18 protein-coding genes are annotated in these 19,242 nt (G+C 64.8%); 13 read left to right on the top strand and 5 right to left on the bottom strand.

The features are described 5' to 3' along the window. Positions 1–53 precede the first annotated feature (53 nt). From OG225_RS12915 to OG225_RS12935, 5 genes are all read right to left on the bottom strand, one after another. Complete coding sequence (locus OG225_RS12915; protein WP_405181882.1) at positions 54–1,568, bottom strand: aldehyde dehydrogenase family protein; 1,515 nt, start codon at positions 1,566–1,568, stop codon at positions 54–56. Between the two features lie 235 nt (positions 1,569–1,803). Continuing rightward, entirely contained in the window at positions 1,804–2,094 is a 291-nt protein-coding gene (locus tag OG225_RS12920; RefSeq protein ID WP_216911047.1) for a hypothetical protein, read from the bottom strand. Further along, positions 2,087–2,653, bottom strand: a complete 567-nt coding sequence (locus OG225_RS12925; RefSeq protein ID WP_405181883.1) for a DoxX family protein — start codon at positions 2,651–2,653, stop codon at positions 2,087–2,089. The genes OG225_RS12920 and OG225_RS12925 overlap by 8 nt, the downstream gene beginning before the upstream one ends. A gap of 31 nt (positions 2,654–2,684) precedes the next feature. Continuing rightward, positions 2,685–3,452 (bottom strand): SDR family NAD(P)-dependent oxidoreductase, encoded by a 768-nt coding sequence (locus OG225_RS12930; RefSeq protein WP_405181884.1) that lies wholly within the window; start codon positions 3,450–3,452, stop codon positions 2,685–2,687. 41 nt (positions 3,453–3,493) lie between these two features. Beyond that, positions 3,494–4,660, bottom strand: a complete 1,167-nt coding sequence (locus OG225_RS12935) for a thiolase family protein (RefSeq protein WP_405181885.1) — start codon at positions 4,658–4,660, stop codon at positions 3,494–3,496. A 210-nt stretch (positions 4,661–4,870) separates the two neighbouring features. Here OG225_RS12935 and OG225_RS12940 point away from each other — a divergent pair, with 210 nt between their 5' ends. From OG225_RS12940 to OG225_RS13000, 13 genes are all read left to right on the top strand, one after another. Then, complete coding sequence (locus OG225_RS12940; RefSeq protein ID WP_405181886.1) at positions 4,871–5,929, top strand: acyl-CoA dehydrogenase family protein; 1,059 nt, start codon at positions 4,871–4,873, stop codon at positions 5,927–5,929. 29 nt (positions 5,930–5,958) lie between these two features. Further along, entirely contained in the window at positions 5,959–7,131 is a 1,173-nt protein-coding gene (locus tag OG225_RS12945) for an acyl-CoA dehydrogenase family protein (protein ID WP_405181887.1), read from the top strand. 342 nt (positions 7,132–7,473) lie between these two features. Beyond that, complete coding sequence (locus OG225_RS12950; protein WP_405181888.1) at positions 7,474–7,779, top strand: hypothetical protein; 306 nt, start codon at positions 7,474–7,476, stop codon at positions 7,777–7,779. A 47-nt stretch (positions 7,780–7,826) separates the two neighbouring features. Next, entirely contained in the window at positions 7,827–9,296 is a 1,470-nt protein-coding gene (locus OG225_RS12955) for a class I adenylate-forming enzyme family protein (RefSeq protein ID WP_405181889.1), read from the top strand. A gap of 31 nt (positions 9,297–9,327) precedes the next feature. Continuing rightward, positions 9,328–10,998 carry a thiolase C-terminal domain-containing protein gene (locus OG225_RS12960; RefSeq protein WP_405181890.1) on the top strand — a complete coding sequence of 557 codons (1,671 nt, stop codon included), beginning with the start codon at positions 9,328–9,330 and terminating at the stop codon, positions 10,996–10,998. A 186-nt stretch (positions 10,999–11,184) separates the two neighbouring features. Further along, positions 11,185–11,955, top strand: a complete 771-nt coding sequence (locus OG225_RS12965; protein WP_216911039.1) for a TetR/AcrR family transcriptional regulator — start codon at positions 11,185–11,187, stop codon at positions 11,953–11,955. Positions 11,956–12,231: 276 nt separating this feature from the next. Beyond that, positions 12,232–13,143, top strand: a complete 912-nt coding sequence (locus OG225_RS12970; RefSeq protein ID WP_405181891.1) for an NAD(P)-dependent oxidoreductase — start codon at positions 12,232–12,234, stop codon at positions 13,141–13,143. 107 nt (positions 13,144–13,250) lie between these two features. Then, positions 13,251–14,480 carry a CaiB/BaiF CoA transferase family protein gene (locus tag OG225_RS12975; RefSeq protein ID WP_405181892.1) on the top strand — a complete coding sequence of 410 codons (1,230 nt, stop codon included), beginning with the start codon at positions 13,251–13,253 and terminating at the stop codon, positions 14,478–14,480. Positions 14,481–14,550: 70 nt separating this feature from the next. Continuing rightward, positions 14,551–15,684: an amidohydrolase family protein gene (locus OG225_RS12980; RefSeq protein ID WP_308165302.1), complete on the top strand. Its 1,134-nt coding sequence runs from the start codon at positions 14,551–14,553 to the stop codon at positions 15,682–15,684. A gap of 56 nt (positions 15,685–15,740) precedes the next feature. Further along, positions 15,741–16,565 (top strand): NAD(P)-dependent oxidoreductase, encoded by an 825-nt coding sequence (locus tag OG225_RS12985; protein ID WP_405181893.1) that lies wholly within the window; start codon positions 15,741–15,743, stop codon positions 16,563–16,565. An 84-nt stretch (positions 16,566–16,649) separates the two neighbouring features. Beyond that, positions 16,650–18,116 (top strand): aldehyde dehydrogenase family protein, encoded by a 1,467-nt coding sequence (locus tag OG225_RS12990; protein ID WP_405181894.1) that lies wholly within the window; start codon positions 16,650–16,652, stop codon positions 18,114–18,116. Between the two features lie 25 nt (positions 18,117–18,141). Further along, complete coding sequence (locus OG225_RS12995) at positions 18,142–19,011, top strand: mycofactocin-coupled SDR family oxidoreductase (RefSeq protein ID WP_405181847.1); 870 nt, start codon at positions 18,142–18,144, stop codon at positions 19,009–19,011. A 37-nt stretch (positions 19,012–19,048) separates the two neighbouring features. After that, the gene (locus OG225_RS13000) at positions 19,049–19,240 is read left to right on the top strand and encodes a ferredoxin (protein WP_216911033.1); all 192 of its coding nucleotides are present in this window, start codon (positions 19,049–19,051) and stop codon (positions 19,238–19,240) included. Positions 19,241–19,242 lie beyond the last annotated feature (2 nt).

A 19,242-nucleotide genomic window follows, 5' to 3' on the forward strand; every position in this document is an offset into this window, starting at 1 on the left:
GCGTCGCTCGCCGTTCGTCTCGTGCTTCGCCGACTGGAGACCGCTTCGCGCCCCTAACGCCGCAGCTGCTTCTCGCTGCGTTCGGTGAAAGGCGGTCGCGCGATGCGCAGCAGGAAGTCGGAGAAGTTGCCGCGTCGAAAGATCGAACGCTCGTGACTGAATACGCGAACGCTGTGTTCGCCGTGATATGAGCCCATTCCGCTGGCGCCGACCCCGCCGAAGGGGAGGTCGGGTATGCCCAGTTGGAGCATGAGCGCGTTGATCGTCAGCGAACCGGACGATGTCTCTCGGACCAGTGTGGCCTGCACCGCCTCCGAGGTGGTGAACGCGTAGGCCGCCAAGGGATGGCTACCGGCGCGGATGGTCGCCACCGCTTCGTCGAGATTCTCGACCGTGACGATCGGGAGTATCGGTCCGAAGATCTCCTCGCGCATGACCGGTGAGTCGGCGGCGACATCCACGAGGACGGTCGGCTCGATGTATTTGTCACCGAGATCATGCGCGCCGCCCAGCGCCACGGTCCCCGATTCGAGAAGTCCGATCAGGCGCGCGGTGTGGCGTTCGTTGACGATTCTGCTGTAGTCGGGATTCGATTTCGGGTCGTCGCCGTAGAGGCGACGGATCGAGTCGCGCAACGCGTCGACGAGCCGGGGCGCGACGTCGGGTGTGGTGAGGACGTAGTCCGGTGCGACACAGGTCTGGCCGTTGTTCGTGCACTTTCCCCAGGCGATCCAGTCGGCGGCCTTCTCGATGGGGAAGGTGTCATCGACCCACACCGGTGACTTGCCGCCCAGTTCCAAGGTGACCGGAGTGAGCGTCTTCGCCGCGGCCGCCATGACGATTTTGCCGACGGTCTCGTTGCCCGTGAAGAAGATGTGGTCGAATTTCTCGTTCAGCAACGCGGTCGTCTCCTCGACACCGCCCTCCACGACTCGCACGGCGTCGGCGTCGAGATAGCGGGGCAGCAGGTCCGCCAGCGCCGCGGAGCATCGAGGTGTCAATTCGCTGGGTTTCAACACCACCGTGTTGCCCGCCGCGAGGGCGCCGATCAACGGCATGAGGGCCAAGTGCAGAGGATAGTTCCAGGGCGCGATGATCAACACTGTCCCGAGCGGCTGGCGATGTACCCGAGCGCGCCCGGGGCCCATCGACAACGGCGTCCGTACCCGGCGATCCCGGGTCCATTTCCCGAGGTTCTTTCGGACGTACGCGGATTCGGTCCGGACCGAGTAGATATCGGCTATGTAGCCATCGATGGGTTTACGGCCGAGATCATGGAGCAGCGCCTGTTCGAGTTCTCCCGAACGCTCGGTGAGCATTGTTTCCAGAGCGCGCAGTTGTTCGACGCGCCAGGACAGCGCGCGGGTCTTTCCCGAATCGAAAACCCGTCGCGCGGCCCGCACCTCGTCGGCCACCGAAACAGGTCGTTGGGTAGATGAGGCCGCCGCGGTCATGGTTCGACTCCTGATTCGTTGGTGATTCCGCACGGTCCGACGTGAGTTCAGAAGGTATCGACTCCGTTGTTCCACGCGGGCGGCAGGTCTGGATCTGCCGCCGGATAGCAACATGAACGTATCCGAACGATCATTCAATTGTCTACATTTTGATTCATTTGTCCCGTGCGCGCAGCTGAGCTCCGCGCCTGTGCGGTCGGGGTTGCCCCCGTGATGCCGACGTCGATCGCCGAATCATCGAATCCGCACGTGCCGTGACCGCATCATCGGAGAGGTCAGGACGGACTGTTGCGCACCCGAGTGATCGCGGTAGGTGTTGTTCTATCGCTCGGGCGCGCAACAGCCCGCCTCATTCGGTCGATAGATCCTGTGGCCTGCCGCCCGGATCATCGCTCGCCGACTGTTCGGCTCGGCGCCACCCCGGTAGCACCTCGTCCGCGATCTCCTCGATGAGCGGGTCGTCCGGGTCGGCCTGCTGCACCCGTGCGAACAGTTGCCCGTACCTGCGGTAACTCGCGCCTCGCTCCTGGGTGGACCGGAATTTCGCGCCGCCTGAAAGACGCTGCGGGACAAAGGGATTGGAACCCCTTTGCAATCCCTCCAATTCGGTGAGTAGTCGATCGCGGAGTGTGTCACCCACGGTCGTCGCCGACTCCGTTCACCGCGACGAGCGGCGTTTCGTCGGGAATGCCGGGGCGGTAGAAGGCGGCCAGCTGCGCCGTAGCGGCGGCAAGACCCACGCCGACCGCGATGGCGACGCCGGTTCTGCCCGCCAGGGCACGGTCGATTCCGAGCTTGTGGTCGATGCTCCACCGGCCCGGACCGAGTTCGGCCAGGACAGTGGCGGCGGCGGCCAGATTCCCGACGTACTCGTAACCCTCCGCGGTGATGAAGAATCCGTTCGCCAGGTGGACCGAACGCGCCGCGACCGCCATCGTCGCGACGACGGCGGCGGCGGCCAGCGATGTACCGGCTCCGAGGATCAGCGCCGCACCGGCTCCGACCTCGACCACGGCACTCGCCTGCGCCTGTACTCGTGGATGCCGGAAACCGATCGACCCGAACCATCCGGCGGTGCCGTCGATGCTGCGGCCGTGCTTGACGCCGTGTGCGATCATCGTCGCGCCGATGCCCGAGCGCAGAATGAGGGCACCTACCGTGCCGTATCGCCGGTCGGTTCGTGTGATGGGCAGACCCATGAGTGCGGAGCTCGTTCCTGTGGTGTGTGGATCAGATGTTGAAGCGCAGCGCGCCGTCGATGCGGATAACCGTGCCGTTCAGATAGTCGTTCTCGATGACGTGCTGAGCGAGCGCGGCGTACTCGTCGGCGTGGCCCATTCGCTTCGGATTGGGAACTGTCGGACCCCAGCGCTTCTGAGCTTCTTCCTCGTCCATCTGGTACGCCGGGGTGTAGAAGGTACCCGGAGCGATGCACATCACGCGGACCCCGACCGGGGCCAGATCGCGCGCTGCGGTCAGGGTGAGGCCGATGACACCGCCCTTCGCGGCCGAGTAATCACTTTGACCGACCTGACCCTCGAAGCCCGCGATGCTGGCCGTCGAGACGATGACGCCCCGCTGGTCGTCGTTCGTGGGTTCGCTCGTGCTCATCGCCGCCGCGGCCTTGCTGAGCACATTGAACGTTCCGGAGAGGAACACATCGACGGTGCGACGGAAGGTCTCCAGCGAGTACGGCTCGCCCTTGCGGTTGACGATTCGCTTGGCGGCCGCCGGGCCGCCGTGCACGATGACGCAGGATCGCAGCGGCGCGGTCTCGACCGCGGCGTCCACCGCGGCCTGGACACTGCTCTCGCTGGTCACGTCGGTAGCCAGAAAGCGTGCGCGACTGCCCAATTCGGACTCGAGCGCTTTGCCCTTCTCCTCCGCGAGGTCGGCGATGACGACATGCGCGCCGGCCGCGACGAGCCGGCGAACCGTCGCCTCGCCGAAGCCGCCCGCTCCGCCGCAGACGAGGGCGGAGGTGTTCTTCAGTTCCATCAGTACTCTTTCGATAGTCGGTGGTCGTCGGGCGCGTCGGATCAGACCTCGATGACGACCGCGCCGCCCTGTCCGCCGCCCGCGCACATCGTCGCCACTCCGATGCCGCCGCCGCGGCGGCGCAATTCGTGCGCCAGCGTGGTCAGCATGCGTGCGCCGCTGGCCGCGATCGGGTGTCCGAGACTGCACCCGCTGCCGTAGATGTTGACGATCTGCTCATCGATCCCGAGCTCCTGGCACGCCGCGACGGGAACCGAAGCGAACGCCTCGTTGATCTCCCACAGGGTGACATCCGCGAGCGAGAGACCGGCGCGGTCCAGTGCCGGGGCGATGGCCGCGAGACCGCCGTCGCCGGTGTACTTCGGATCGACGCCGATCGAGGCCCAGGAGCGGATGGTGCCGAGGACGGTGAGGTCGTTGTCGCGGGCGTAGTCCGAGGAGGTCAGCGTGAGAGCGGCGGACGCGTCGTTCATGCCGCTCGCGTTGGCCGCGGTGATCGAGAAGCCCTCGATCTCGGGGTGGACGGGCTTCAGGCCGGCAACCCTCTCGAGGGTGGTGTCGCGACGCGGGTGTTCGTCGACGGCGAATTCGACGACGGTGCCGTCGGGTCGGGCGACCTTCAACGGGGCGATCTCGTCATCGAAGACACCGGCGTCGATCGCAGAGATCGCCCGGGCGTGCGAGCGAACCGCCCACTCGTCGAGCTGCTCGCGACTCAGCCCGTACTTGACCGCGAGATTCCAACCGACCGAGAGACTGGTGTCGTCGGTCGCGTCGGCCGTGTACGGGAAAGTCGGCGGAATCCGCTTCTCGGTCTCGTCGGTGCCGGGAACGCGCCACGTCAGCGCGGGGCTGGTCGAGAAGGAGTGGACGCCTCCGGCGACGACGACGCGATCCATGCCGGATCGGAGGGAGCCCGCGGCGTTGGCGACCGCGGTCAAGCTGCCTGCGCAATGGCGGTTCACGGCCTGGCCCGGTACCCGTGTGAGACCGAGCGAGACTGCCGCGTATCGGGCCAGATCGCCTCCGCCATACAGTGATTCAGCGAATATGACGTCGTCGACGGCTTCCCCGGGGATGCCGGCGCGGCGGATCGCCTCGGACAGGATGTGAGTCGCGAGTACCTCGGCGGGGGTGTCCTTCAGCGTTCCTTTTCGCGCTGTCGCGATGGGAGTGCGGACTGCGCTGACGATGACTGCCTCGTTCATAGTTCCTCGATTCGCTGAGTGCGTCCTTGCCCATCAGGTATGAGTGAACGATAGTTCAGTATGATGAACAATACAATGAGAGACTGAGCGTGATGTCGATCCGTGCTCGGCATCTGGAGACGGTTTCACGTTCATCCTTTTAAATCGCAAAACCATCTGCTTGAATGATGGTTCATTATTTCGTAACGATGCTGAAATGGGTGACTCGTCATGGCGGACGGCCTCGAACACACGCTACGTCGCAACGATTACACGTTGGACGACGGGCAGAGGGCTGTGAGTGAGGCGTTCGCCGACTTCTTCGGCGCGGTGTCGCCCAGTGAGGTCGTTCGGGCCGCCGAGGTTGGATTCGACCGCGTGGTATGGAACCGGGCGTTGGAAATCGGAGTGGTCTCGATGGCCGTTGCCGAGTCTCACGGTGGTGACGGCGCCACGGCGATCGATCTGGTCCTGGTGGCCGAACAGTACGGCGCGCACCTGGCCCCGATTCCTCTCGTCGAATCGATCGCCGCCGCGCGGTTGATCGCCGAGTCGGTCGCGGACGGGCCGGACAATCCGCTGCGGTCGATCATCGACGGCACTCGAATCGCGACGATCGCACTTCGGCCCGCTCACGAGGCCGGGAGCCAGCTCGTGCCTGCCGGTGCTGTCGCGGATATCGCGCTGGTGCTGGAGGGTGACGAGTTGGTCCTGATACCCGCGCCGGAACACGTGCGTCCCGAGCCGAATATCGGCGAGTCCCCGCTCGCGTGGTGGGATCTGGCAGCGCGGTCGGATCGGCAGGTGCTCGCCTCCGGCCACGGAGCGGTGCTCGCGTACCGCAGGGCGGTCGGACTGTGGAAACTTCTCACCGGCGCCGCGCTGGTCGGCTCGGGTGATGCGGCCATCCGTCTCGCGGTGGACTTCGCGAACTCGCGCAAAGCTTTCGGGCAGTTGATCGGAACCTTCCAGGCGATCTCGCATTCGCTCGTCGACGCGGCGATCCTCATCGAGTCGAGCCGGAACATCAATCGCAAGGCCGCGTGGTTCGCCGAGTACGAGCCCGAGGCCGCGCCGGAGTTGCTCCCCGCCGCGTACGTGTCCTCTGTGCGCGCCGCGGTCGAGGCGTCGACGGTCGGCATCCACGTTCAGGGCGGATTCGGCTTCACCACCGAATCCGATATGACACTGCATTTCCGCCGTGCCAAGGGCTGGCCGCTGGTCGCGGGGCGTCTCGCCGACGATGTGCGCGCGGTCGGCGACGCGCTTCCCCTCGCGCGGGCGCTGTAGGGAACCTCAGGAACTCAGGAAGAAGGACGATGGATTTCGGCAAGCTCGATCTCACGCGCGAACAACTCGCATTCTGGGACTCGCTCGATGAGTTCTTCGACTCTCACGCCACCGAGGCGGTCTACGAGGAAGAGCGCCGGACCGGATCGGGGTACAGCGACACCTTGCACAAGGCCCTCGGCGAGCGCGGGTGGATAATGCCCACGTGGAGCCGCGAACGCGGCGGTGCGGGACTGGACGTCGTATCGAATCGAATCCTGCAACTCGAGATGGACCGGCGAGGCGTCCCCGACATCACCCTCGGCACCACGCACCTCGTGCTCGCCGTCGTGGAGGCGGCCGGATCGGAATCGTTGAAGAGCAAAGTGCTACCCGGGGTCGCCTCGGGCGACATCCGCATGTGCTTGGGTTATACCGAGCCCGACGGCGGCTCGGACCTGGCCGGTGTCCGCACCCGCGCCACGCGCTCGGAATCCGGTTGGATCATCAACGGCGCCAAGATGTTCACGACCGGCGCCCACAACTGTCAGTACACCATCCTGGTGACCAGGACCGATCCCGACGCCCCCAAGCACCGCGGCATCACCGTCTTCCTCGTGCCCCTCGACCGGCCCGGCGTGGAGATTCGGGCCATCCATACCGTGGGCGGTGAACGAACCAATGCGGTCTTCTACGACGATGTGTTCGTCGACGACGACTACCGACTCGGTCCGGAGAACAAGGGCTGGCAGGTCATCGCATCGGCATTGCAGACCGAGCACGGAGACGACGAGGTCGACGGGCTCGACGAATTGAGCAATGGGATGGTGTACGCAAAGACGTTGCGGACCCTGCTCTGGCATGCCACGAAGTGGGCCGAGACATCCGGGCCGGACGGAAACAGGCCGTTCGACGATCCCCTCGTCCGCGCCCTGCTCTCGGAGATAGCGATCGATCTCGAACTCATGCGCGGCGCACCCGGATCGATGGGCCGAATCATCGCCTCCGAGCGGCTCATCCAGCGTAGCGCCGAGTTGCTCGATGCGATCGGCCCCGAAGCCGTTCTGCCCCGCGGCGCGCGGGGCTGCGTCGAAGACGGGATCTTCGAGTGGGGGCACCGCTACGCGCAGGGCACCGCGATCTACGGCGGAACCACCGACATCGCCCGCAACATCGTCGCGCAGCAGAACCTGAAGTTGCCGCGCCCACCCAAAGTCGGCTGAGCCCCGCCCGGTATCGGACCAGCTCCTCGTGGGCGCTTCAGCGGTGGGTGTCACCGATCCGATCTCCGGTTCGTCGCCGAGACCAAGTGGTGGCGTGTTAGAGTTTAAAAAATTGAACAGGCGCTCATATCATTGTAATGCCAGGTTGAACCGTCTGTCCGGGGAGTGAACGCGAAATGCCTCTCCTCGTCGGTCGGAACCGGGCGGTAAGCGGACGCCGAGGTCCGCGACGCCGTGCGGTAGCGCTCTCGGGGCACCGCGCCTACCCGACACGTGGTTCATCGAAGAACGCATGCCGACACGAGGACGTGCCGCGCAGGACGAAAGAGTGGTGTAAGTCGAATGGCCGAATACAAGGTCGGAGAACGGCTACGCAGTCGCGTATCCGGTGTGCATGTTCTCGTCATCCGGGTGAGCGACGTCGATGTCGAGATCACCTGCGGCGGGGAGCCGATGGCGCGGGAAGGCGAGACTCTCCCGGAGATCGACTCCCCTGTGAGCGGATCGCCGGTGGTGATGGGCAAGCGCTACGAGGACGAGGCGGCGTCGGTGGAGGTCCTGTGCGTCAGCGCCGGTGACGGCCCGCTCGCGGTGAACGGCGCGTTGCTGCAGCTCAAGAACCCCAAGCCGCTACCGGCGTCGGACTGACCGCCGCTACCGGCTCGCCCCCTACCGATATCACGAAGGTCGTTGAAGTGAATCTCGAAATGCTGTTGGCCATGGCCGCGTCGACGTGGCCTGACGAGACCGCGATCGTGGAAAGCTCCACCCGGATCCGTCGTGCCACCTATCAGGAAATCGCGACGATGTCGGCTGGCGGCGCGCAGGTGGCCGTCGACGCGGGCAGTGACGCGATCCTCTTCGTCGGAGTGAACGGTGTCGCGTTTCCGGTCGCGCTCTTCGCCGCGGCGCGGGCGGGCATTCCCTTCGTCCCGCTGAACTACCGATTGTCCGACGACAAACTGGGCGCGTTGATCGATCGCTTCGACAACCCCCTGGTGGTGACCGACACTCCCGAGCGTATCCACACGCGGGGGCGAGTGCTCAGCGCGGGCGAATGGCTGGACATCGCGGCCGACGTCACTCCGCTCGAGGAGAACCCGGTCGATCCCGAGCGGATCGCCGTCCTGCTGTACACCAGCGGCACCACCTCCGAACCCAAGGCCGCGGTGCTGCGCCATCGCCACCTGGTTTCCTACATCCTCGAGACGGTCGAATTCGGTTCGGGTGGCGTGGAACAAGCCGGCCTCGTCAGCGTTCCCCCCTACCACATCGCCGCCGTCGCGAATCTGCTGTCGAATCTGTACGCCGGGCGTCGACTGGTCTATCTCGACCGGTTCGACGCCGAGGCGTGGCTGGATATGGCCGATGCGGAAGACGTCACCCACGCGATGGTCGTGCCGACCATGCTGGCGCGCATCTGCGACTACTTACGCGAGCACGACCAGAAAGCGCCGCCGCTGCTGTCCATCTCCTACGGCGGTGCCCGCATGCCGATGAGCGTGATGACCCGGGCGCTGGAAGCATTCCCCGACACCGGATTCGTCAACGCCTACGGTCTTACCGAAACAGCGTCGACCATCGCGCTGCTCGGACCGGACGACCACCGGGCAGCCATCGAATCCGATCTCCCCGAGATCCGTGCCCGGCTCGGATCGGTGGGCAGGCCGGTTCCCGGCGTGAGCATCGCGGTCCTCGACGAGGCGGGAAACGAGTGCCCGCCCAATGTGCGTGGGGAACTGTGCGTCAAGGGGCCGCAGGTCTCGGGTGAGTACTACGGCAAGGCCGACATCTCCTCCGGTGACGGATGGTTCCACACGCGGGACCAGGCGTACATCGATGACGGTGGCTATGTCTTCATCGAAGGCCGCATGGACGACACGATCATCCGGGGTGGTGAGAACATCGCGCCCGCCGAGATCGAGGAAGCCATCGTCGCGCATCCCGCGGTGCTGGACGCGGGTGTCGTCGGCGCGCCGGACGACGAGTGGGGGCAGCGCATCGTCGCTCATGTCGTGCTGCGTCCGGGGGAACAGCTGAACGATCACGAGGTCACCGACTGGGTGCGGTCACGGCTGCGGTCATCGAAGACACCCGACGAAGTCGTCTTCAGCGCCGAACTGCCACGGACCGATACCGGAAAACTGGTACGGAGGCTACTGTGACCGCCGGAAACGACGGGGGGAGGAGCGGGCGATGACAGAGACTCCTGGCCGGGTGCTGCCCTTGGTGCTACCCGAGACCGAGTTCTATTGGACATCGGGCGAAGACGGTCAGCTGCGTGTCCAGTCGTGCTTGTCCTGCGACTCGCTGATCCACCCGCCGAAACCGATTTGTCCGGCATGTCGTTCTGCGCGGACCGATCGGCGCGTCGTCTCGGGCAAGGGAATCCTGTTCGGGTACACCGTGAACGAGCGGTTCGAACTTCCCGGGCTGCGTCCTCCCTACGTCGTCGCCGAGGTCGCGCTGGACGAGGATCCGCGGGTGCGGCTCACCACGCTGCTGGTCGACTGTGACCGTGGGGCTATCGAACTCGGAATGCCGGTCGAAGTGCTCTTCGAGCGACACGAGGACGTCTGGCTGCCGCTGTTCCGGCCGAGTGAGTCCGATACCGAACGGCGTGATCTGCCCGACGACGAGATCGCTCCCGCCGAATACGCCAGGCATGTCCGTCCGATGGTCACCACGGACAAATTCGAGGACAAGGCGGTCATCAGCGGTATCGGTGCCTCGGAGATCGGTCGCCGGTTGATGCGCGATCCGCTCGCGCTCACCATCGAGGCCTGTGAGCGCGCGGTCGCGGACGCCGGTCTGACCTTCGACGACATCGACGGGCTGTCGACCTACCCCGCCGGCGGTGTGGAGACCGGTCACAGCGAGGGCGGTGTCACCGCACTCGAGTCGGCATTGCGAATCCGCCCCACCTGGTACAACGGCGGAGGCGAGACCTTCGGCCCCGGTGGTTCGGTGATCGCGGCGATGATGGCGGTCGCGACCGGATTGGCCCGACACGTCCTCTGCTTCCGCACGGTATGGCAGTCGACACACGAGGAACTTCAGCGCCAGGGACGGTTGCCGGTCCCGAGCGGCGGCCGGGTCGCTGGACTCATGGGATGGTCGCTGCCGTTCGGCGCGGTGTCCGCGGCGCATACGCTGGCCCAGACCGCGCATCGTCACTTCCACAAATACGGCACCACTCGTGAGACGCTCGGCTGGATCGCGCTCAATCAGCGCGCCAACGCGGCACTCAATCCCACCGCCGTGTACCGCAAGCCGATGACGATGGAGGACTACCTCTCGGCTCGTACCATCACGACGCCGTTCGGCCTCTACGACTGTGACGTTCCGTGCGACGCCTCGATCGCGGTGGTGGTTTCGGCGGCGGACACTGCGGGGGACCTGGCGAAGCCTCCGGTTCGAGTCGAGGCGGTGGGTACGCAGCTGCTGGAGAAGATCGACTGGGACCAGAGCACATCCACTCACGAACCACAGGTGCTCGGGCCCGCAGCGCATCTGTGGACCCGCACGGACCTGCGCCCTTCCGACGTCGACATCGCGCAGTTGTACGACGGGTTCACCTTCAACTGTGTGTCCTGGATCGAAGCGCTAGGGTTCTGCGGAATCGGCGAGGCAAAGGATTTCCTCGACGGCGGCCACAATATCGCCCGTGACGGCCTTCTCCCACTCAACACCCATGGTGGACAGCTCTCACACGGGCGCACACACGGCATGGGCCTGATCCACGAGGCGGTCGCCCAGTTGCGGGGCGAGGCGGGAGACCGTCAGGTCAGCGACGCCCGGGTTGGCGTTGTCAGCAGCGGTGGACTCACCCCGAGCGGTGTGATGCTCCTGAGGGCCGACCGATGACCGGCGGCATCCGCCGCGGGAGCGCCGGTGTCGGCGTGCGATACGAGGCGTCAGCTGGTATGGCTATGAGAAGGTTGGTAGAACGTATGCTGTGTTCATCATGTTCAGCGGCCGTTCAGATCAGTTTGCAGTGATTCGCTCGATTGAGCGAGCAGATGCTTTGGCGGTAGAGAGGAGGCTGGAACGATGATGGCGAAGGCGAAAGCCGACACCGGCGAGCACCAGACGATCACCGAACATGATGAGGTCGCGTCCAGAGCGGACAATCGGATCGAAGGTGAGCGAAACAGCAATGGCCGGTCGCCGTCGACCGCCGCGAGCCCGCGCGAGATACGTCGGCAACAGCGCATCGAGATGTCGCGCGAGCAGATCCTCGATACGGCGGAGGAACTCTTCGCCGAGCATGGCTACCACAACACCGGTCTGAAAGACGTCGCCTCCCAGTGCGAATTCTCGGTGGGGTCGATCTACACGTTCTTCGACAGCAAAGACGACCTGTACGAGCAGGTTCTGATGCGCAGAAGTATTGCGATCGAGTCGATCCAGAAGCTGGTTCCCGAGGATGCTCCCGCCGATGAGCGACTTGTCGGCCTCGCTCAGATCCAGATTGAGCACGCGCTGAACCATCCTGCGTGGGGAGCGTTGTCAGCGGAGATCTCACGGATGGCCCGATCGCGTGGCACCGACATTCCCGCGGCGTGGAATCACTACCAGCAGCGAGTTCTGGAATACATCTCGGAAGTGATCGAGACGGGCCAGGCGGACGGCACGCTGCGGCCGGGATCGCCGATCGCGTTGGGGCGCTTGTATTTCGCCGTGGTGACCTCTTTCATTCTCGTGACCACCGTCGCCAAGACCACCACCGACGAGGACGGTTGGCCGACGGATACCGAGGAATTCCTCGAATTCGTGTTCGACACCTTCAGCGCGCGCCCGCGGCACGTCAACGGAGGCTGATATTCGATTCGGCGAGGCCGCAGCGTCGCCCTCGTAGAACCGAACGGAAGAGGCGGAACCACGGCGTGGTTCCGCCTCTTCCGTTCCTGTCGTGTCCGAATGAGGTAAGTCCTCGGCCACGAGAGTTCACTCCTCAGCCCACGCAAATTCATAACGCTGAACTGTCATTCAATCTGATATAGATATGTCAGATCTATTTGTCTGCTGATTCAGTCATATGTATTGTGAACAGGGACACAGGTCGACGATGACTGGTCGGCCCGCGAGAGGAGATTCATGGCCGCGGCTTCAGCGGGCGAATTTGCGCCTGGCGCAGCAAAGGTCCGGGCGCTTCGGGTGGGCTTCATCGGCCTGGGCAGTCAGGGTGCCCCGATGGCCCGGCGAATCATCGACGCCGGATATCCGACCACCCTCTGGGCCCGGCGGCAGCAGAGTCTGGAGCCCTACGTGGATACGACCGCCGTCCTCGCGGCCACCCCCGCGGAATTGGCGCGAGCGAGCGACCTCGTGTGCGTATGTGTCGTGGACGATGCGGGCGTCGAGTCGGTGCTGACCGGGACGGACGGAGTGTTCGCCGGAATGGCGCCGGGAGGTGTTGTCGCCATCCACAGCACGGTACATCCGGATACCTGTACGAAGATGAGTCGAATCGCTGCCGAGAGCGGGATCGCCGTGATCGACGCTCCGGTCAGCGGCGGCGCGCCGGCGGCCGAGGCCGGGACTCTCCTGGTGATGGTCGGCGGCGACCGGCTGGCCGTCGAGCGCTGTGAACCGGTGTTCCGGGCCTACGGTGACCCTGTCGTGCATATGGGTGAGGTGGGCTCGGGTGAGGTCGCCAAACTCCTCAACAACGTGTTGCTCGCCGCGCAATTGGAAGCCTCGGCGGGGATTCTCGATATCGCGGTGTCGATGGGCGTGGATCCGCGGCGGCTCGGTGAAGTCATCGCGCGTGGCACCGGGGCGAGTTTCGCGATGTCCCTGCTCGGGCCGCGCGGGGGGGAATGGGGCGAGATGGCGGCCACGGCCGGGCCCCTGCTTCGCAAAGACGTCGGAATCTTGGCGGAACTGGTGGACGGCCTTGCGGTCTCCCGTGGAGCCGTGTGGGACGCGGCCGACGAGGCGCTGCGCCGCATGGGCTCACCGCGCGGCGGGTCGGCGACGAAAGCCGACACCGCAAGAGGTGAATAGCGGTTCATTTTCTTGATTTCCTTGTGTAACCGATCGAATATAGGTACCGTACAAGTGATTCAGGTCTCAGTGTCTGAACAGAGTCGTGTGAGTGAGGGAGTTCGAAGATGCCATCGAGGCCGATGAGTGGGGTGCGGGTGGTCGAGGTCGCCCAGTTCACCTATGTGCCCGTGGCGGGGGCGGTACTGGCCGACTGGGGTGCCGATGTGATCAAGGTGGAGCACGCCGTACACGGTGACGCCCAGCGCGGTCTGCGCAATCTCGGCGGTACGGACGCGATCGGTGGGTTCGCACCGCTCATGGAGCACCCCAACCGGAGCAAGCGTGGTATCGGTTTGGCGTTGGAGAAGCCCGAGGCGCGTGAGGTTCTCTACGAGATCGTTCGCAGGAGCGATGTGTTCGTGACCAACTTCCTGGCCGACGCGCGTAAGAGACTCGGTATCGATGTCGATGACATTCGGGCGATCAACCCCGACATCATCTATGTCAGGGGTACCGCTCTGGGTGTGCGTGGTCCCGAGGCCGACAAGGGCGGTTACGACTCGCCGACCTTCTGGTCCCGTGGCGGTAGTGCCGTGGGCGCGACCCCGGCGAGTCTGGGTGGCGTCGTCGCGCAGCCGGGGCCCGCGTGGGGCGACACTCTGGGGGGCATGAATATCGCCGGTGGTATCGCCGCGGCGCTGTTCGCGCGGGCCCAGACCGGTGAGCCCTCCATTGTCGATGTCTCGCTGTTGGCCAGTGGCGCGTGGGCGAACGCGTTGTCGGTCGACATCGCCCTCAACGGTGGCCCCATCGCCGAGGGCGCGGATCCGGTGAACGGCCCCGCGATTCCGGGTAATCCGCTGGTCGGGCTCTACGAGACCTCCGACGGTCGTCATGTCAATCTGTGCATGTTGCAGCCCGGACGGTATTGGCCGGATTTCTGCAGGCATATCGATCGTGAGGATCTGATCGCCGATCCGCGTTTCGCGGACGCGGAGGCGCTGATGACCAACTGGGAGAGTGCGTCGGAGGCGGTGGCGCAGGCACTGGGGCAGCAGACTCTCGCGTTCTGGACCAAGCGATTCGAGACTCTGGAAGGCCAGTGGGGGGCGGTTCAGAACGCGCTCGAGGTCGGTAACGACGTCATGTTGCGTGCCAACGGGTACGTGGCGACGGTTCTGGACGTGGACGGGCAGAGCCGTGAACTGGTGACCTCGCCGGTGCAGTTCGACGAGACCCCCGCCACACCGGGACGCGCCCCGCAGTTCGCCGAGCACACCGACGAGATCTTGAAGCAGCTCGGTCTCGGCGACGAGAAGATCATCGACCTCAAAGTCGCCGGCGCGGTCACCTGACGCGTTCACACCGCCACCGTCCGCCGACAACCAACTCCGACTGATCCGATCGCTGGGAAGGACGAACACCGTGTTACCGAAAGACGCCCAAATCATCTCCGTAGACGACCATGTCATCGAGCATCCTCGAGTGTGGCTCGATCGGATGCCCGCCAAGTACAAGGATGTCGCGCCGCGGATCGAAACTATGCCCGATGGCAACGACACCTGGATATACGAGGGCGAACCCGCGGGAAATTTCGCGCTCAACGCCGTGGCGGGCAAGCATCCGCGTGAGTTCGGTCTGGATCCGCGCAGCTACAACGACATGCGGCCCGGCTGCCACGACATCGCCGAACGCATCAAGGACATGGACGAAGAAGGCGTCTGGGCGCAGATGTGCTTCCCGAACATGGGCGGCTTCGCGGGCAGCACCTTCTGGCAGGGCAAGGACAAGGACCTCGCCGCGGCCTCCATCACCGCCTACAACGACTTCATCCTGGACGAATGGTGCGCCTACAACCCCGAGCGCCAGATCCCGTTGGTGATGGTCCCGTTCTGGGATGTCGCGGCATCGGTCAAGGAGATCGAACGCACGGCAGCCAAGGGCGCGCGGTCGGTGACCTTCCTCGAGGCACCGCACAAGCTCGGGCTGCCTTCGTACCACACCGATCACTGGGATCCGGTGATCGCGGCAGCGTCGGAAGCGGACATGCCGCTCTCGGTGCATTTCGGATCCGGTGGCAGTCCGCTGGGCCTGGCGCCGGACGGCGACATGTTCATCCAGATCGCGCTGTTCGGCCTGAATTCGATGATGGCAACCGTCGATCTGCTCATGTCCAAGGTGTTCTACAAGTTCCCGAACGCGAAGTTCGTGCTCTCCGAGGGCGGCATCGGGTGGATCCCGTATCTGCTCGAACGCACCGACTACTCGTGGTCACGCCACAAGTTCTGGTGCGACGTCGACAAGGAACAGGTGCCCTCCGAGCTCTTCAAGGATCACATCTTCGGCTGCTTCGTCTCCGACGACACCGGTCTCGAAGCGCGTGATCGCATCGGTGTCGAGCAGATCCTCTTCGAGAGCGATTACCCGCATTCGGACTGCAACTGGCCGCACACCCGCAAGATGCTCGAGGAGTCCCTCGCGGAGGTCCCCGACGACGAGGCGCGGCTGATCGTGGAGGGCAACGCCCGCCGGATCTTCAACTTCCCGCGCGTCAGCTGAGCTGATACCGCCCGGATAGACCCCGGTTCCGACACCCACTCAGAGAGGAGCACGCCGTGTCCGTCGCATTCGTCGGGGCAGGCCGGATGGGCTTGCCCATGGTCCGCCGACTCAGTGCCGCGGGCGAGTCGGTGCGCGTCCTCGCCAGGTCCGACTCGACCCGAGAGGCGGTGGGCGGTATCGCCCGCGCGGTCGCGGTGTCGACGGTGACCGAGGCCGTCGACGGCGTCGAGGCGGTGATCGTCTGCGTGCACAAGGATTCGGAAGTGCGGGAGATATGCCTCGACGCCGGGCTCGTCGACGGCATGCCCGATGGCTCCGTGCTCATCGTGCACACCACCGGAAGTCCCGACACGGCAAAGGATTTGGCGCGGGTCGCCGAGCGCCGGGGGGTCCGGGTCGTCGACGCGCCGGTCAGCGGCGGACCCGATGACATCGCCCGCGGTGCGGTCACGATCTTCCTCGGCGGGGACGACGCCGCGGTGTCCGCGGCTCGTCGATTCCTCGGCGCCTACGGCGAACCACTGATCCACGTGGGGCCGCTGGGCAGTGGTCAGCTGATGAAACTCGTCAACAACTCGATATTCCTCTCCAACATCGAGGTCATCGTCTCGGCGACACGTTTCGGAGCGGTCGGCGGTCTCGATATCGAGACCATGCTGACCTGTCTGCGACAGGGGAGCGCCCACAGCGCCGCGCTCGAGGGGATCGCGCGCGCGGGATCGCCGGAAGGTTTCCTGCACAGCGTCCGCGAGTTCTTGGACAAGGACGCCGCGGTGGTCCGCGAGGTCGCGGACTCCGTCGGCGCCGACCTCGGTGCGATTCGACCGCTGCTCACCTCCGGGTCGCGTCCACCCGCGGACGCCGTTCGGGTTCGATGAGAGACCTGTAGCGGCACTCGGTATTTCGCCTTCGACACCCGCGTCGGCAGACCCACTCGGCACCTTCACAGATCAGGGACATCAATGACAGAACCGAAACATCTCTTGTTCATCGACGGGAATTTCACGACCGCCACGGGCAACCGGGTATTCGAGAACATCAACCCCGCGAACGAAGAGATCATCGGCACCGTGCCGGACGCGGGCGCGGACCAGATGGAGCAGGCCATCCTGGCCGCGCGTCGCGCGTTCGACACGACATCCTGGTCGCAAGACCACGCTTTCCGTCGTCAGTGCCTGATCCAGTTCCAGGAGGGTCTGCGCAAGTCGGCCGAATCACTGCGGCCGATGATCGTGGCGGAGGTCGGCGCGCCCGTTCTGACGACCTACAGCATTCAGCTCAACGAATGCGTCGAATTCATCAGTCACTACATCGACCTGCTCGAGACCTTCGAGTGGGAACGCGAGGTGCCGCTTTTCCCGGGCGAGCAGCCGCCCTCCCAGCGCATCGTCCGCCGCGAGGCGGCGGGTGTCGTCGGTGTCATCACCCCGTGGAACGCGCCGCTCTACCTGAATATCTGTAAGGTCGCCGCGGCGCTGGCCGCCGGATGCACGGTCGTGCTGAAGCCCGCGCCGGACACGCCGTACAGCGCGCTGGTCCTGGGCGAGATCGTGGCAAATCACACCGATATCCCGGCCGGTGTCTTGAACGTCGTGTCGACCTCCGACAACGAGGTGGCCGGATTGCTCACCTCCCATCCCGCGGTGGACGCGATCACTCTGACGGGTTCCACCGCCACCGGCCAGAAGGTGATGGCCGCGGCGGCCTCGACGGTGAAACGCGTGACGCTGGAACTGGGCGGCAAGGCTCCCGCGATCCTGCTCGATGACGCGGACTTCGGTTCTCTCGCACAGCTTTTCGCGATGATGATCGGATTCCATGCCGGGCAGGGCTGCACTACCTACACCCGGCTTCTCGTGCCGGAGACGCGTCACACCGAACTGGTCGACATCATGACCGAGGCGATGAAGCACATCCCCTGGGGCGATCCGACCGATCCGGGCAACATCATGGGGCCGCTGATCAACAAGCGCCAGCACGAATCGGTCCTGCGCTATTACGACATCGCGAAGCAGACCGGGCGCGTGGTGCTGGGCGGCAAGGCCGGGGACAAGTACGAGAAGGGCTACTGGGTGGAGCCCACCCTGGTCACCGACGTGGACCCGATGTCTCCGGTGGCACAGGAAGAAGTGTTCGGGCCACTGCTCACGATTTTGTCCTACAAGGACGAGGACGACGCCGTCCGAATCGCCGACTCCACGATCTACGGGCTGGCCGCGGGGGTATTCAGTCCGGATCATGAGCGTGCGATGAGGATCGCGCGGCGTTTGCGTAGCGGCACCGTCGATGTTAACGGTGGTCGGTCGTTCCACGTCTCCGCGCCGTTCGGCGGCTACAAGCAGAGTGGGCTGGGCCGTGAGTGGGGGACCGAAGGGCTCGAGGAGTTCTTGGAGTTGAAGACCATCGCTTACCCGCATGTCGTGGGTTGACAGTATCGATCGGAAGGATTTCGTAATGGGTCAGGGAAGAGTTGAGGGCAAGGTTGCCTTCATTACGGGTGCGGCTCGTGGGCAGGGTCGTAGTCATGCGGTGCGGTTGGCGGAGGAGGGCGCCGATATTATCGCGGTCGATCTGTGTCGTGATATCGAGTCCAATACGTATGCGTTGTCGCGTCCGGAGGATCTGGAGGAGACGGCGCGTTTGGTGGAGAAGACCGGTCGGCGGATCGTGACTTTTCAGGCGGATGTGCGTCAGGGTTCGGAGTTGAAGGAGGCGTTGAAGTCGGGGGTGGCCGAGTTGGGGGGTCGTTTGGATGTGGTGGTGGCGCAGGCGGGTATCGCGCCGATGCTTTCGCCGGATCATGTTCAGGCGTGGATCGATGTGGTGGATGTGAATTTGATCGGTGTGTTGAACGCGGTGCATGCGGCTCTGCCTTATCTGAAGGAGGGTGGGTCGGTGATCGCGACGGGTTCGGCGGCGGCGTTCATGCCCAACGAGCAGGTCGCCAATCCTGGTTCGGATCCGGGTGGTTCGGGTTATATTGTTGCCAAGCAGGGGCTTTCGGCGTATATGCACGAGTTGGCGCGGGCGTTGTCGCCGAAGTCGATTCGGGCCAATGTGGTGCATCCGACCAATGTGGATACCGCGATGTTGCAGTCGGATGCGATGTATCGTTCGTTCCGTCCGGATCTGGAGAATCCGACCCGGGAGGACGCGGTGGTGGCTTTCCCGGTGCAGCAGGCGATGCCGATTCCGTGGGTGGATGCGGTCGATATCAGTAATGCCGTGGTGTATCTGGCGTCGGACGAGTCTCGTTATGTGACCGGTTTGCAGTTGCGTGTCGATGGTGGCTCGTATCTCAAGTCACACGCCTACCACCCGTAAGCCAGTCCCACAGTTCGAGTCAAGAAAGACGGACAATATGAAGGTTCGAGTGGATCCCGACCTGTGTCAGGGACACACGCTGTGCTGGATGACCGCGCCCGACGTTTTCATCCTCGATGAGGTCGACGGCCACGCCACCGCGATCGAAGGGGAAATCCCCTCGGATGAGGTCGACCGTGTCCGCGACGCGATCAGGTCGTGCCCCGAGCGCGCGATATCCGAACTGTGATC

The sequence above is a fragment of the Nocardia sp. NBC_01377 genome, from assembly GCF_045040005.1.
GTDB classification, from domain to species: Bacteria; Actinomycetota; Actinomycetes; order Mycobacteriales; family Mycobacteriaceae; genus Nocardia; species Nocardia noduli.